This is a genomic window from uncultured Phenylobacterium sp. (assembly GCF_902826855.1).
Taxonomy (GTDB): domain Bacteria; phylum Pseudomonadota; class Alphaproteobacteria; order Caulobacterales; family Caulobacteraceae; genus Phenylobacterium.
This window is the reverse complement of sequence record NZ_CADEGK010000004.1, coordinates 50702-65400: the sequence shown is the minus strand read 5'-3', so window position 1 is coordinate 65400 and position 14699 is coordinate 50702. Positions and strand designations below refer to the sequence as shown.

General features: G+C 69.2%; 12 protein-coding genes. 6 read left to right on the top strand and 6 right to left on the bottom strand.

The features are described 5' to 3' along the window. A partial coding sequence (locus QZV94_RS01430) for an argininosuccinate synthase domain-containing protein (protein ID WP_293676014.1) occupies window positions 1–137 on the bottom strand: 137 nt, incomplete at its 3' end. Window positions 138–209: 72 nt separating this feature from the next. Further along, window positions 210–2129: a potassium transporter Kup gene (locus QZV94_RS01425; RefSeq protein WP_293676011.1), complete on the bottom strand. Its 1920-nt coding sequence runs from the start codon at window positions 2127–2129 to the stop codon at window positions 210–212. Window positions 2130–2311: 182 nt separating this feature from the next. On the opposite strand from QZV94_RS01425, the gene QZV94_RS01420 reads away from it, so the two are divergent. Then, window positions 2312–3112, top strand: coding sequence for an SDR family oxidoreductase (locus tag QZV94_RS01420; protein WP_293676010.1), 801 nt, complete (start codon window positions 2312–2314; stop codon window positions 3110–3112). Between the two features lie 129 nt (window positions 3113–3241). Beyond that, complete coding sequence (gene pyrF / locus QZV94_RS01415) at window positions 3242–3934, top strand: orotidine-5'-phosphate decarboxylase (protein WP_293676013.1); 693 nt, start codon at window positions 3242–3244, stop codon at window positions 3932–3934. A 9-nt stretch (window positions 3935–3943) separates the two neighbouring features. Here the strand turns inward: pyrF and QZV94_RS01410 are convergent, their stop codons facing one another. From QZV94_RS01410 to QZV94_RS01400, 3 genes are all read right to left on the bottom strand, one after another. Continuing rightward, window positions 3944–5038 carry an aromatic ring-hydroxylating dioxygenase subunit alpha gene (locus tag QZV94_RS01410; RefSeq protein ID WP_293676009.1) on the bottom strand — a complete coding sequence of 365 codons (1095 nt, stop codon included), beginning with the start codon at window positions 5036–5038 and terminating at the stop codon, window positions 3944–3946. Window positions 5039–5138: 100 nt separating this feature from the next. Further along, the gene (locus QZV94_RS01405) at window positions 5139–5822 is read right to left on the bottom strand and encodes a Fe2+-dependent dioxygenase (protein WP_293676008.1); all 684 of its coding nucleotides are present in this window, start codon (window positions 5820–5822) and stop codon (window positions 5139–5141) included. A gap of 79 nt (window positions 5823–5901) precedes the next feature. Beyond that, window positions 5902–8232: a TonB-dependent siderophore receptor gene (locus QZV94_RS01400; protein WP_293676007.1), complete on the bottom strand. Its 2331-nt coding sequence runs from the start codon at window positions 8230–8232 to the stop codon at window positions 5902–5904. Window positions 8233–8440: 208 nt separating this feature from the next. On the opposite strand from QZV94_RS01400, the gene QZV94_RS01395 reads away from it, so the two are divergent. Genes QZV94_RS01395 through QZV94_RS01385 form a run of 3 tightly spaced genes read left to right on the top strand, consistent with a single transcriptional unit; the run spans window position 8441 to window position 12071 of the window. After that, window positions 8441–10588 (top strand): PAS domain-containing hybrid sensor histidine kinase/response regulator, encoded by a 2148-nt coding sequence (locus QZV94_RS01395; RefSeq protein WP_293676006.1) that lies wholly within the window; start codon window positions 8441–8443, stop codon window positions 10586–10588. 48 nt (window positions 10589–10636) lie between these two features. Next, window positions 10637–11698, top strand: coding sequence for a hypothetical protein (locus tag QZV94_RS01390; RefSeq protein ID WP_293676005.1), 1062 nt, complete (start codon window positions 10637–10639; stop codon window positions 11696–11698). 34 nt (window positions 11699–11732) lie between these two features. Then, the gene (locus tag QZV94_RS01385) at window positions 11733–12071 is read left to right on the top strand and encodes a hypothetical protein (protein ID WP_293676004.1); all 339 of its coding nucleotides are present in this window, start codon (window positions 11733–11735) and stop codon (window positions 12069–12071) included. On the opposite strand, the gene QZV94_RS01380 is transcribed toward QZV94_RS01385, so the two are convergent. Next, entirely contained in the window at window positions 12068–12817 is a 750-nt protein-coding gene (locus QZV94_RS01380) for a class I SAM-dependent methyltransferase (protein ID WP_293676003.1), read from the bottom strand. The genes QZV94_RS01385 and QZV94_RS01380 overlap by 4 nt on opposite strands. Window positions 12818–13026: 209 nt before the next feature. Between QZV94_RS01380 and QZV94_RS01375 the strand changes: the two genes are divergently transcribed. Continuing rightward, on the top strand, window positions 13027–14699 hold a 1673-nt coding region (locus QZV94_RS01375; RefSeq protein ID WP_293676002.1), incomplete at its 3' end, for a TonB-dependent receptor.

Genomic DNA, 14699 nt, shown 5'->3' with positions numbered 1-14699 from the left:
TCGATCTCCTCGCCCTGGCCCAGGTCGGCGGTGAAGGTGATGACCTCCGCGCCGTACTCGGTCTGCAGCCACTTCAGGATGATCGAGGTGTCGAGCCCGCCTGAATAGGCGAGCACGACCTTCTTGATGTCGGCCATGGGGATCGGAGAGCCTTCGGAGAGAGCGGAAAGTCGCGCGCCTATAGGGGCGAACGGGCGCGCGCTTCAAGCCTAGACCGTGACCTGGGTCCCCATCTCGACCACGCGGCCCGGCGGGATCTTGTAGAAGTCAGTGGGATTGGCGGCATTGCGCATCAGGAAGATGAACACCTTGTCCTGCCACAGCGGCATGCCGGACTGGGCCGAGGGGACCACGCTGCGCCGTCCCAGGAAGAAGCTCGTGGCCATGATGTCGAACTTCAGCCCCTGCTTGCGGCAGAGCGTCAGCGCCTTGGGGATGTTGGGGCTCTCCATGAAGCCGTAGCCGATCGTCACTTTCTTGAAGTCGTCGTTGACCGGCTCGATGCGGACCCGGGCGTCGTCCGCCACCCGCGGGGTCTCCGACACCGAGACCGACAGGATGATGTTCTTCTCGTGCAGCACCTTGTTGTGCTTGAGGTTGTGCATCAGGGCGACCGGGGCGGTGTCCGGGTCTGAGGTCAGGAAGATCGCCGTGCCCGGGGCGCGATGCGGCGCTCGAGCCTTGAGGATGTCGGCAAGCTCCAGCAGGGGCACGCTATCGCGGCGGCTCTTCTCGGCAAGGATCGCGGCGCCGCGATTCCACGTCCACATGATCAGCACCAGGGTCGCGCCAAGCGCAAGCGGCAGCCAGGCGCCCTGCGGGATCTTCAGCAGGTTCGAGGCGATGAACACGACGTCCAGCGCCCCGAAGGTGGCCGAGGCAAGCGCCGCCTGCCAGACGGGCCGCTTCCACATGTAGCGGACGATGTAGAAGAACAGCAGGGTGTCGACGAACATCGATCCGGTGACGGCGATGCCGTAGGCGGCGGCCAGGTTGGAAGAGCTGCGGAATACGAACAACAGCAGCAACACGCCGACCAGAAGCATGTTGTTCACGGTCGGGACGAAGATCTGCCCGGCCTGGGTCTCGGACGTGCGACGGATGTCGATGCGCGGGAACAGGCCGAGCTGGACCGCCTGCTGGGTCATGGAGAAGGCGCCGGTGATGACCGCCTGGCTGGCGATGACGGCCGCTGCGGTGGCGAGAAGCAGCACGGGCCAGTAGATCACCTGCGGCACCATCTCGAAGAACGGATTGGTCCGCGCCTCAGGGTGGGCCAACACCAGCGCGCCCTGGCCGAGGTAGTTGAGCAGCAGGCACGGCAGCACAAGGACCAACCAGGCCGCGCGGATCGGGTTGCGCCCGAAATGGCCCATATCGGCGTAGAGCGCCTCGGCCCCGGTAACGGCCAGAAAGATGCTCCCGAGGATGATGAAGCCCAGGAAACCGTTGTCGAGCAGGAAGATGACGCCGTAGTGCGGCGACAGCGCCCGAAACACCGAGAGGTCTTCGAAGATGTGGTAGAGGCCGAGTCCAGCCAGCACCAGGAACCAGGCCGCTGTGATCGGTCCGAAGAACCTGGCCATGCTGGCTGTGCCGCGCGACTGGACCAGAAACAGCGCCACGAGGATGGCGGCGGCGATCGGCAGCACCCAGTCTGCGGCCTGCTTGGGAACGCCCGGCGCGTCGCGCAGGCCCTCGACAGCGCCCATCACCGACACGGCCGGCGTGATGATTCCGTCTGCGTAGAACAGCGCCGCGCCCAGCATCCCCAGGCCCAGGATGATCGTCGACCGTCGACCGGGGCTGACCCGCTGGGCCAAGGCCATCAGGGCCAGAGTGCCGCCCTCGCCCTTGTTGTCGGCGCGCATCAGGAAGACGACGTACTTGATGGTGACGATGAGGATCAGCGCCCAGGTGATCAGCGACACCACGCCCAGCACCGCGAGCTCGCCGCCCCCGCCGCCGCGGCTGTGGGCCAGGGCCTCGCGCATGGCGTAGAGCGGGCTGGTTCCGATGTCGCCAAAGACAACGCCGATCGAGCCGAGGACCAGCGCCCAGTATTTTTCCTTGGGCGCGTGATGCGTCCCCTCCGCCCCGTTCTCAGGAGCGCCGGCCGGATCAGCCATCCAGTATCTCCGGGGACGAACGTCTGTCCCCTGGGCGGCCCGATGCCGTCACGCGGCCGGCGCGATACACCCAATCCGGCCGGCGTTCAATCGCGTGGCGCCGGGCAACCCGTCACGCATCCGGCCGCTGCCTTGAATGGGTGACGTCATGGCCTAGTTTCGCGCTCAACCAAGGGATGACCATGACTCGGAAGTTTGCGCTGGTCACCGGCGCCTCGGCGGGAATCGGGGCGGCCTTCGCCCGGCTTCTGGCCAGCCACGGCTATGACGTGGGCCTGACCGCCCGCCGCGCGGACCGCCTGGAGGCGCTGGCCGAGGAGATCCGACGCCGCTACGCCGTGGAGGCCCTGACACTCGCCGCAGACCTCGCCCGACCCGAGGCGTCGGCTCAGATCCTGGACCACCTTGCGGCCCAGGGCCGGCGCGTCGACGTGCTCATCAACAACGCCGGCTACGGTGTGGCGGGCGGCTACGGCGAGGTCGCGTGGCCCGAGCACGCGACCTTCATCCAGGTGATGGTCACCGCCCCCTGCGAGCTGGCGCACCGCGTGCTACCCGGGATGGTCGAGCGCCGGTTCGGCCGCATCGTCAACGTGGCTTCCCTGGCCGGCCTGATCCCCGGCTCGCCCGGCGCGGCGCTCTACGGCGCTTCGAAGGCCTTCCTGGTGAAGTTCTCCCAGGCCCTGCACCTGGAGGTCGCAGCCGATGGCGTGCATGTTTCCGCGCTCTGCCCGGGGATGACCTACTCCGAGTTTCACGACGTCAACGGCAGCCGCGAACAGATGAGCGCGACGATCCCGCCCTGGATGTGGATGAACGCCGAGGCGGTGGCCGCCGCCGGCTACGCGGGCATGGAGGCCAACCACGCCGTCTGCATACCGGGCGGACCCAACAAGGCCGCCGCCGCCCTGGTGAAGTTGATCCCTGAGAATCTGGCGCTGGCGCTCATGGGCCGGGGCGCGCCACGGCGGCGGGCGGGTTGACCGCGAACCCTGTCTGGCTCATCCCTGGGCCTTAGCCCAAATCGACCGCGGAATTGTCCGCGCCCCACCGGAGCCAAAACCATGGCCGCCGCCGCCACGCTCGCGCAATCATCCGAAGGTTCGAAGGCAATGGGGGCCGATCCTCGCCTGATCGTGCCCCTGGACGTGCCCTCGGTTGACGAGGCGCGGGCGACGATCGCGGCGCTGGGCGACGCGGTCAGCTTCTACAAGGTTGGCCTCGAGCTGTTCGCCACGGGCGAGGGGATGACCCTGGCGCGGGAACTCAAGGCGGCCGGCAAGCAGGTCTTCCTGGACTGGAAGCTGCACGATATCGGCACCACCGTACAGCGAGCCGCCGCGGTGCTGGGCGCCGCCGGTGGCGACTTCCTGACTGTCCACGCCGAGCCTCAGGTGATGGCCTCGGCGGTCCGCGGCCGCGGCGGCTCCAGCTTGAAGATCCTGGCGGTGACCGTGCTGACCAGTCTCTCCGACGACGACCTGGCCGAGATCGGCTACCCCGACAGCGTCCGCGCCCTGGTGGAGCGCCGCGTGCACCAGGCGATCGCCGCCGGCTGCGATGGGGTGGTCTGCAGTCCGCGCGAGGCGGCGCTGGCTCGCGCCCTCGGCGGCCGCGACTTCCTGGTGGTGACGCCCGGCGTACGCCCCGACTGGTCGGCGAAGAACGACCAGGCCCGCTCCGCCGCGCCCCGTGAAGCCCTCCAGGCCGGCGCTTCCCACATCGTGTGCGGGCGCCCGATCACTGCCGCGAACGATCCCCAGGCCGCCGCCCGGCGGGTGGCCGGCGAGATGAGCGGGGCTTAAGCCTGACGCCTAGCTGCGCCAGCGCAGGGTGGCGGGTTCCACGGGGTTCACGAAGGCCCGGCCCGCTTTGCGGCTGGCGAGGTGTTCGCGCTTGAGAGCCTGGTACCACTTGGCCTGGCGGTCGGCGTCGTCGATCCACATGAGCGTCGGATCGTCCCTCAGCCCCCGGCCCTGGAGCTGCACCATCCCGGCGTCCTGGCGCAGGAAGGCCCGCGCCCAGGCTGCGATCACCGGCTTCAGCAGCGTAAACGCCGGGTGGTCGGACCAGGCGATCTGGGTCACCCGGGTGTGGCTGTCGTCGATCGGCGTCAGGCAGGTCAGCAACAGCACCTGGCGCCTGCCGACCGTGACATGCTCCCAGCGCAGGCCCGGAAGGCGGAAGGTGATCTCGGTCGCGGGCTTGCCGCCGAGCACAGCATAGGCGCGGCTGTTGCTGGAGGGCGCATGACGCACCATGACGAAGCCCTGCTCGGCAGGCTCGAAGCGCTTCTGCTTGTCGTGTTCGCTGCCGGCGGCGCGCCACCACCACTGCCGGTGCACGTAGGGGCCGTGCGCGGGGTCCATCAGGCCGATCACGGCCTGATCGATATGGGCGTCGAACACCATCCGGTCGACCAGCTTCGGCTTGCCCCCGACCACGCCGGGGAACTGCGGCGGGGGGCTGTCAGGTTCGCTCGCCGGCGTGGCCCCCAACCAGATGAACACCAGGCCCTGGCTCTCGGCCACCGGATAGCGCCGCACGCGGACCCGGCTCACGTCCATCTCCTGATCCGCCGTCAGCGACGGGATCGCCGCGCAGGCTCCATCCACGCCGAACCGCCAGCCGTGATAGGGGCACTGCACCGTCTCCACGCCGTCCGCGTCGCGGTGGAAGCCCCCTGCGGAGAGCGGCGCGGCGCGATGAGGGCAGACGTCGCGCAGGGCGAACACCACTCCACCCCTGCTGCGGCCCAGCATCACCGGCTCGCCCATCATCTCCGCATGGCTGAGCTTGCCCGGCTTCAGGTCCGCCGACAGGGCCGCCAGGTACCAGGCGTCGGTGATGAATCCCTGTCCGAACCGGGCTTCGGAGCGGACGGTCGCGCGGGCTTCGCCGTCAGGCATCGGGGTCAGACCCTCCGGTCAGGCGCGAATCCAGACCTGTGACCGCACCATACGGCAAGCCTAGCAGGCGGCCCTGGCGACTGCAGTCTCAATTGGCTCATCAGAGCTCGGCCCACATGCGCAGCAGGTTGTGGTAGGCGCCGGTCAGGCCGACGATCTCGGCGCCGTCCTGGCCGGCCGTCCGGGCGAGGCACTGGATCGCGAGGTCCATGTCGAACAGCAACGCGCGGCGGGCGTCGTCGCGCACCAGGCTCTGGATCCAGAAGAAGCTGGCGATCCGTTCGCCGCGTGTGACGGGCTCCACCCGGTGCAGGCTCGAAGCCGGATAGAGGATCAGGTCACCGGCTGGGAGCTTCGCCTCATGGACCCCGAAGGTGTCCTCTACGGTCAGCTCGCCGCCGTCGTAGTCGGCAGGGTCGCTGAGGAAGAGCGTCGCCGACAGGTCGGTGCGGATCCGGACCCCCTGATCGCGCTGGAACCGCATGGCGTTGTCCACGTGGGCGCGGAAGCCGTCACCGGCGCCATAGCGGTTGAACAGCGGCGGATAGACCGTGTGGGGCAGGGCGGCCGACATGAAGAGCGGGTTCCCGCTCACCGCCTCGCGGACGACCGCGCCGGCGCGTCGCGCCGCCTCGGAACCCTCCGGCAACTGCCGGTTCCGCTTGGCGAGCGCCGACTGGGGGCCGGAGGTGGCGTTGCCGTCTTCCCAGGAAGCGGCGTCGATGAGGGCGCGCAGCTCGGCCACCTGGGCCGGGGTCAGCACGTCCGGGACATGAAGCATCATGGAGCGAGCCTAGAACGAATTGCGCCCCGCCTGCGAGCAGCACGGGCGGGGCGCACTAGCCGGTTCCCTTGGGGGGAGGTCAGAACCGGTAGTTGGCGGTGAGCGTCGCGTTCCGTCCATCGCCGGGCGTGGCCCAGCCGGCGAGGTTGGTGCGGACGCGCGTGTAGTAGACCTTGTCGAACAGGTTGTTGATGTTCAGCCGCAGCTCCAGATCGGGGGTCGCGTTCCAGGCGATCGTGGCGCGGTGGACCATGTAGTCCTTCGCCTTCGGCCGCGGGATGGTGGTGCGGGCCGGCGGGGTCGAGCCGGTGATCGTCCCGTGCTGGGTCAGGTAGTACTCGCCCTGGTAGGTGACGCCGTAGCCGATCTGGATCTCGTGCGGCAGGTCATAGGTCGTGAATAGGCTGAAGGCGTGGTCAGGTACGCCGGCGAGGTCGTCGCCCTTGGTGAAGTCCTGGCCGAGGGCCGCCAGGAATTCGGACGCGCCGCGCAGCACCTTCGACTTCAGATAGGTGTAGTTGGCGAAGATCGACCATTGCTCGGTGATCCGGCCCGACGCGCCCAGCGACACGCCGTCCACCCGCGCGCTGCCGTCGAGGACCTGAGTCGGGATCGCCGGGTCGCCGGAGGCCACGCGGTAGTTGGTCCGGTCGTTGCGGAACAGCGCCGCGGTCAGCGACAGCCGCCCATCCACGTCCCACTTGCCCCCCACCTCGAAGCTCTCGGACTGTTCCGGGTCGAGGTTGCAGTTGGTGGCGTCGCATGTGCCCGACACGGTCGCCTGCGAGGGCGTCTCGGCGTTCGCGTAGGCGACGTAGAGGCTCGCGTTGGGTATCGGCTTGTAGACGACGCCGATGCGGTAGGTCAGCAGGTTGTCGGTGTTGCGGAACGTCTGTCCTGGCGTGACGACGCCCAGGTTCGGGCCGGGTGTGATGTCGGAAGCGTCGGTCCGGGTCGAGGCCTTGTTGTGCTCCCAGCGGATACCGCCATTGATGGCCCACCGCTCGGTCAGCTGGATGTTGTCGAACAGATAGACGGCCTGGTTGCTGCGCGATCCGTCCCGGCGGCTGGTCTGGATGTAGTTCACCGGCCCGGCGTAGGTGTTGTCCGGGTCGGAGATCAGCATCGGCGGGAGCGGGACCACCGCCCCGGTGGCGGTGCGAAGCACCTCGCCGGTGTCCAGGCGGTAGTCCTCGTCGAACGCGGCGGCGCCGACCACCAGCGTATGCTGCATGCCGCCGATCTCGCCATCCCAGGTCAGGTCGATCTGGGTGTGCAGCAGCTCGTTGGCGGCGTCCCGCGAGCGACCGCGCGGGCCGCTGGGCTGGTAGAAGCCGGGCGCGGGGTCGGTCGCCAGGCAGGGCGCGAAGCCGGTGATGTCGGTGGCCGTCGTCGACTGGCTCCAGGCCACCGGCTTCTGGCCGTTCGCCAGGCAGTAGGTCCCCTGCGGCGCGTCGACGACCGTGAGGGCGTCCACCTGCTGGTAGCGGGTCAGGGCGCGGATCTTCAGGCCGCCGCCGAAGTCGTGGTCGAGTGTGCCGGTCAGGATGTCGACGTCCTGGTCCTGACGATCGATGTTGCGATAGCCGAAATAGCTCTCCGGATCGACGCCAGGCAGCGGGCGGGCATTGAAGAACGGCACGCCGTACTGCGGGACGTTGCGGTCTTCCTGATGGAAGTACATCGCCGTGAACTGGGTCGGCCCGTTCATGCCCACGGTAATCGAGGGGGCGACGCCCCAGCGCTTGAAGCGCTCCACGTCGCGGCCGGGCGCGTCGTTGCGGTGGATCATGCCGTTCAGGCGGACCGCGACGCTGTCGTTCAGCGTGTGGTTCGTATCGACCGTGCCGCGCCAGTAGTCCTCCGTGCCTACCGCGCCGGAGGCGATGGTCGTGTTGCGGCCGGTCGGACGCTTGGAGACGATATTGATCGTCCCGCCCACCGAGCCGGCGCCCGAATAGACTCCGTTGGCTCCGTTGGTGACTTCGATCTGCTCGATGTTGAACGGGTCGGAGCGGCTGTACTGGGCGCCGTCACGGACGTTGTCGAGGGTGACGTCGTTGGTGGCCGTGTAGCCGCGCAGGTTGATCGAGTCGCCGAAGCCCGCGCCCCCCTCGCCGGCCCCGAAGGTGATGCCGGGCACGGTGGAGAGGATGTCGCGCAATGACAGCAGGTTCTGCGCGGCGATCGTTCCCTGCGGGATCACGGTGACGCTCTGCGGATTGTCGAGGGGCGCGGCCGTGACCTTCGGGTTGTTCTGCTTGAGGATCTGGCCCTGGACCTCGATATCCGTGACCGTGATCGCCTGATCCGCGTCGGACGTGGCCATGGCGCTGTCCGCCGCCGCATCGGCGGCCTGGGCGGCGCCACCTAGCGAAAGCCCGGCGAGGCCGGCGATGGCGCACGTCATCGCGCGCTTCTTCCTGGCCGCCACGCCGTTCGAAATTCCAACCATTGTCCCCGCCCGACTTACTGCGACTAAGAATGCGAGGCGTTCTTAAGTCAGGCGCAAACCGGCCGCAATGAGAATCATTCTCAAGTCGGAGCTTCTCGGCTCGGGACGGTTTGTCGCAGGCGCGGTTAGGGAAGTTCTCATTGGGGCCGGGCGACCTGGGGAGATGCCTCGGAGTCGCGGTCCGGAACTGAACGACCATACGGGCCGCGTCGCCCCGAGCTTCGCCATGGTCATGGACGAGGCGGCGGTGGCGATGCGCGGGGTGACCGTGCCCCGGGTCATCATCACCCTGGTGGCCGCTGCTGTGGCCCTGCTGGTCGTGGCCCCCGCCTGGTCCCTGGTCTGGATCGGCGGCGCCGGCCTGATCGAGGCCTGGAGCTGGTCGACCACGCGTCCGTTCGGGACGGGCGCGCCGGTCAGCCGCGGGAGGCGGGCCAGCTTCACGGCCAGCTACACGGTGGGGAACCTGTGGTGGATGCTGCTCGCGGGCCTGTTCTGGAGCGCCGGCACGGTCACCGGCCAGGCGGCCGGCCTCGCCGTGGCCCTGGCCATCGTGTCGGTCACCGTCCTGCTGTTCCACAATGTGCCGGCGGTGTTCCTGCTCGCGGGCTTCGCGCCGGCGGCCGGCGCCTTGGCGATATTCCTTGCGTCCGGTGGCCGCGACTGGCGTGAACTCGCGCCCGTCTGGGCGACGCTGGGCCTTGGCCTGATCTTCAGTCTGGGCCGCGCCATGGAGACCCCGTCGGTCCAGGCTTCCAACCGCCGGCTGAACGCCAGCCTGCACAACTACGAAATCCTGACGGAAACTGTCACCGGCGTCATCGCCCGGATCGATCTCGAGGGCCTGCACCAATACGTCTCGCCGGCTTGCCTCCGGGTGTTGGGCTATCGGCCCGACGAGCTGGTCGGACGGTCCCGCGGCGAGATCGTCCACCCCGACGACCTTTCGTCTGTGCGGGCCGCCAAGGCGCGCCTGTTGGCCGATCCGACAAGCTCCGAGGTCATCATTTCGCGTGTCCGGCACAAGGAAGGCCACTGGGTGTGGCTGGAGAGCAGCGCCAAGGCGGTCTGCGAGAGTGGCGCGCCCGTGGGCGTCATCGACGTCAGCCACGACGTCACCGAACGCCTGGCGGCCGAGCGCGCCCTGCGCGAGGCCAAGGAGCAGGCGGAATCCGCGACCCAGGCCAAGGCCGAGTTCCTGGCCAACGTCAGCCACGAGATCCGCACGCCGATGAACGGCGTCCTGGGCGCCCTGCACCTGCTGCGGCGCGAGGACATCTCCGTTGAGGGACGCGAGCTGATGCGCCAGGCCGACGACTGCGGCCGGATGCTCTCGCAGCTGCTCAACGACGTACTCGACTTCTCGAAGATCGACGCCGGCGAGCTGGAGCTCTCCCCGGAGGCCATGGACCTGGGCCAGGCCCTGGACGCCGTGGGCGCGCTCCTGGCGCCCCAGGCCCGCGCCAAGGGCATCGACCTGACCTGGGAGATCATCGGCGATCGACTCTGGGTCCAGGCTGATCCCGTCCGCATCCGCCAGGCGATGTTCAACCTGATCGGCAACGCGGTGAAGTTCACGGAGCGCGGCAGCGTCACCGTGCGGCTGGACGTCGGCTCCGTGGGCAAGCAGCGCCGTCGTGCGCGCCTGGAGGTCACGGACACCGGCGTCGGCATTCCTCTCCACGCTCAGGCCGATCTGTTCGAGCGGTTCCGCCAGGCGGAGGGCGACACCGCGCGGCGCTTCGGCGGCGCAGGTCTCGGGCTGGCGATCACCCGGCTCCTCGTCCACATGATGGGCGGCGAAATCGGCTTCACCAGCGCCGAGGGCAGGGGTTCGACCTTCTGGGCGACCTTCGACGCTCCAGCTGCCGACCCGGTCGCCGCCGAGCCGGCGGCCGAGGGCCTGCTGGACGGCGTCTCGATCCTGCTGGTCGAGGACAATCCCACCAATCGCCTGGTGGCCCGCACCATGCTCGTGCGGCTGGGCGCCACGGTGGAGGAGGCCGAGGACGGACTGGCGGGCCTAGAGGCCGCGCGCCGCGGCGCCCACGACCTGATCCTCATGGACGTGCAGATGCCCCACATGGACGGCCTGCAGGCGGCGCGGGCGATCCGCGGGCTGCTGGGTCCTGTCGCCCAGGTGCCGATTATCGCCCTGACGGCGAACGTCATGGCCCACCAGACGGCCCAATATCGCGCGGCGGGCATGAACGGCGTCGTCGCCAAGCCGATCTCGCCCAGCGCCCTGCTCACCGAGATCGCCCGCGTCGTCGCGGACGAGGAAGCGGCCCCAGCGGTCGCCGTGGGCTGATAACGGCGGCGGGACGCGCTACCCTGGCCCCAAACCGGGAGCCACAGCTTGGACGATCGCGAACTCGACGACCTCATGGCGCTGGTCCCGCCGCTCCTGCAGGCGCTGGAGGGTGTGGCCTTCGTCGGGCGCTACCTGCATCCGCCGCAGCTTGCCGCCGTGGTGGACGCCATCGGCGCGGCGGACGCGCCGCTGAGGGCCGCGCGGCCCCGTCTCGAGGCCTGGCCCGAGGCGCTCGCCGACGTCCGCGACCCCCTGGGCGCCGCCGCCGACGCCGCGCTCGCGGCGTTCGATGGCCTGCGCGAGGCCGCCGTCAGCCAGGATGTCGGGACCGCCTACCGCGCGCTCGGCCAGCTGCCCCGCGCCCAGGAGCACCTCTACCCGCTCAGCCCGCTCCTGCCGCCCGTCAGCCGCTTCTTCCTGGATATAGCCCATCGGGAGGACGCCGCGCTCCAGGCGCGGCTGGCCAACCCCGCGCCGGAAACGGGCATCTTCCACTTCGCCAACGAGCGGGGGGAGAAGGGGGGCGTCTCGCTCTATGTGCCGGAGACCTACGATCCCGCCACCGCCCATCCCCTGGTCGTGGCGCTGCACGGCGGATCAGGCCATGGCCGGGCCTTCCTTTGGAGCTGGCTGCGCGAGGCCCGTACGCGCGGCGTGATCCTGGCGGCGCCCACCGCCGTCGGCCAGACCTGGGCGATCTCCGGCCCCGATCCGGACACGCCGAACCTGACGGAGATGGTCGAGGCGGTCAGCAGCCGCTGGCGCGTCGATCCCGCGCGCATCCTGCTCACCGGCATGAGCGACGGTGGCACCTTCAGCTACGTCAGTGGACTGGAGCCGGACTCCCCGTTCACCCACCTGGCCCCGGTGTCGGCCGCCTTCCACCCGATGCTGGCCCAGATGGCCGATCCCGGCCGGATCGCCGGCCTGCCGATCCATGTCACGCACGGATCGCTGGATTGGATGTTCCCGGTGTCGATGGCGCGCGAAGCGGTCCAGGCGCTTACCGCAGCCGGGGCAAGCGTCACCTGGCGCGAGATCGAGGACCTCAGCCACACCTACCCGCGCGAGATCAACGGCGAGCTTCTCGACTGGCTGGGCGCCTGACAAAGCGACTCGCGGGCAGGTATATGTTCATGTTATGTTCACAAACATGCGACCTGCCCCGCCGGGCCCCTTGCGGCCCATTCCCCTCGACGACGCCGCCTCGATAGGCGACTTCCGCCGCTATCCGGGATGCCGGCTCGTCCTCACATGCGCCATGTGCGGCTGGCAGAAGCCCTACGATCCCGAGCGGGTGATCGCGCGGCTGCACGAGCTGAAGTCCGGCGGTCACGCCACCCGCCTCGGCGACATCGCCCGGCGAGTGGCCTGGCCCTGTCCCGGCTGCCACCGCCTGAAGTGGCGCGGCGGCCTGGCCTGGCCCGCCGGTCTTACCGCCGCCGACTCCAAGCGGCTCGCGGCGCGGTACAGGAACTAGGCCTTCGCCTGCGGATACCGCGTTTCCCCGACGACCGCGGTCAGGTCGAGGTCGCGCCAGCGGAAGTCGGGATTCGGTTCGCGGACCTTCCGGCCGACGTAGATGGCGTGGCAGTAGAGGCCGGTCACCGGGCGGTAGCGAAGGTAGGGCGGGGCGAGGTGGGAGAAGCGGCCCACGATCGGGGTCTGCAGGCTGGCTTCCAGACACTCGAAGCCGAGGGGCTCTCCGAACAGGACCTTCAGGCCCATGTCGCTGAACTGGAAGAAATTCCACGGCCGCTCGTGCGCGCCGTAGGCGAAGTGGGTCTCGATGAACAGGAGGCCGCCGACCTTCAGCACCGCGGCGATTTCCTCAGCGACCACCCAGGGCATGGCGAGATGCTCGAAAACCGCGGACGAGAAGACCACGTCGAAGGGCTCGTCGAAGTAGCTGGAGAGGCGGTGCGCGTCGCCGACGACGTCGACGTTGGGGCCGGGATAGACGTCGAAGCCGACGTAGGTCGCCGCACCAAGCTGCTCGCGCAGGCCATAGGCGCCGGTAACCTCGCGCGCGCCGATCTCCAGCACCCGCATGCCGGGGCGGCCCGCGGCCTCGGCCACCAGGCCGGGCAGCGCGCCATGCACCGCGCGCTGCGGCGCCGGAATGTCGGCGCCCAGATAGTGCCGGTCCAGCCGCGGCGCACTCAGCGCCAGGCCCAGTCGCCGCAGCGCCTGGTATCCGCCACGCAGGATGGATTTGAGCGCCATGTCGCGCGCCTCCCTCGCACCCGCCTAGCCGACCGCATCGTAAAAGCAGATGGAGCGCGGCCGGGCTAGGCGCCGCACCGCGACTGTTGCCCGCCGATCACGCACCTACGACGATCGTGTGACGGTACGGGCGGGAACGCGCCTCGGCCACGCCGCGTGGTGTAGCTAGGCCCCTGGCGAGTCGCTTCGCCGACACCGAGGGGTCACCGATGAACACCATGCGCCTGATGGCCTGCGCCTCCGCCTCCGTCCTCGCACTCGCCCTGGCTCTCCCGGCCGCGGCGGCTGATGACGTCGCCACTGTGGGCGAGGTGATCGTCACCGCCCAGAAGAAGGCCGAGAACATCAATGACGTGCCGCTGTCGGTGACCGCGGTCGGCGGCCAGAAGTTGGACGCCATCCGCTCGGGCGGCGGCGACATCCGCATGCTGTCGGCCCGGGTGCCCAGCCTGACCATGGAATCGAGCTTCGGCCGCACCTTCCCGCGACCCTACATCCGCGGTCTCGGCAACACCGACTTCGACCTGAACGCCAGCCAGCCGGTGAGTTTCGTCTACGACGAGGTGGTGCTGGAAACCCCGGTGCTGAAGGGCTTCCCGCTGTTCGACATCGCCCAGGTGGAAGTCCTGCGCGGACCCCAGGGCACTCTGTTCGGCCGCAACACCCCGGCCGGGGTGCTGAAGTTCGAGAGCGTCAAGCCGAGCCAGGACTTCGGCGGCTACGCCCAGGCCTCCTATGCCACCTTCGACACCGTGAACCTCGAAGGCGCGGTGGGCGGGGCGATCGTGCCCGGCGTGCTGTCCGGGCGCCTGTCCGGCCTCTATCAGCGCCGCAGCGACTGGGTGGACAACACCCAGGGCGGCGACAAGAACGACTCCGAGGGCTACGAGCAGTTCGCCCTCCGCGGCCAGCTCCTCTGGACCCCCAGTGAGGCGCTGAGCGCATTGCTCAACATCCACTACCAGCACCTGGATGGGACGCCGCGGGTGTTCCACGCCAACATCATCCGGCCGGGGACAAACAACTTCGTCGCCGGCTTCAAGCGCGACGTGATCTCCCAGGACGCCCAGCGCCGCGAGACACAGAAGGTGGAGTCCTCCGGCGCCAATCTGAAACTCACCTACGACTTCGGCGAAGATGCGCCGATCCTGACCTCGATCACCGCGTACGAGCGCGTGGATGCCTACTCGCGGGCCGACATCGACGGCGGCTTCGGCGCGGTATTCGCGCCGCCCTCCGGCCCCGGGTTCATTCCGTTCCCGTCGGAGAGCGCCGACGCCATCCCGTTCCACGGCCAGTTCACCCAGGAAGTGCGCCTGGCCGGCGACACCGGGCAACTGGCCTACACCGTGGGCGCTTTCTACTTCCGCGAGTCGGCCAAGATCGACAGCTACAGCTTCAACACCCTGGCCGGCGGCGCGCAGGACGGCTTCGCCTACCAGAACCAGGTGACCGAGAGCTGGGCAGTGTTCGCCAACGTGGACTACGACGTCTCCGAGCAGTTCAACGTCGGCGGCGGCGTCCGCTATTCCGACGACAAGAAGGACTTCCTGGCCCAGCGCACGCAATCGCCGTTCGGCGCGCCCAACACCGCCATCCTGACCACCAGCCCCGACTCCAGCGAGGTCAGCTTCAACGTCAACGCCACCTATGCCGCGACCGACGACCTGAACCTCTACGCCCGCATCGCCCGCGGCTACCGGGCCCCTTCGATCCAGGGCCGCCTGGTGTTCGGCGACACGCTCTCCGTCGCCAAGAAGGAGACGGTGATGTCGTACGAGGCCGGCGTGAAGGGCAAGCTGGCCGACGGCCGGGTGCGCTTCGACGCCGACATCTTCTACTACCGGGTCAACGACCTGCAGCTCACCGCGGTCGGGGGCGG

Coding starts and splice junctions, on each gene's coding strand:
- QZV94_RS01425 (WP_293676011.1), bottom strand. CDS start 2,129: ATGGCTGATCCGGCCGGCGCTCCTGAGAACGGGGCGGAGGGGACGCAT.
- QZV94_RS01420 (WP_293676010.1), top strand. CDS start 2,312: ATGACTCGGAAGTTTGCGCTGGTCACCGGCGCCTCGGCGGGAATCGGG.
- pyrF (WP_293676013.1), top strand. CDS start 3,242: ATGGGGGCCGATCCTCGCCTGATCGTGCCCCTGGACGTGCCCTCGGTT.
- QZV94_RS01410 (WP_293676009.1), bottom strand. CDS start 5,038: ATGCCTGACGGCGAAGCCCGCGCGACCGTCCGCTCCGAAGCCCGGTTC.
- QZV94_RS01405 (WP_293676008.1), bottom strand. CDS start 5,822: ATGATGCTTCATGTCCCGGACGTGCTGACCCCGGCCCAGGTGGCCGAG.
- QZV94_RS01400 (WP_293676007.1), bottom strand. CDS start 8,232: ATGACGTGCGCCATCGCCGGCCTCGCCGGGCTTTCGCTAGGTGGCGCC.
- QZV94_RS01395 (WP_293676006.1), top strand. CDS start 8,441: ATGCCTCGGAGTCGCGGTCCGGAACTGAACGACCATACGGGCCGCGTC.
- QZV94_RS01385 (WP_293676004.1), top strand. CDS start 11,733: ATGTTCACAAACATGCGACCTGCCCCGCCGGGCCCCTTGCGGCCCATT.
- QZV94_RS01380 (WP_293676003.1), bottom strand. CDS start 12,817: ATGGCGCTCAAATCCATCCTGCGTGGCGGATACCAGGCGCTGCGGCGA.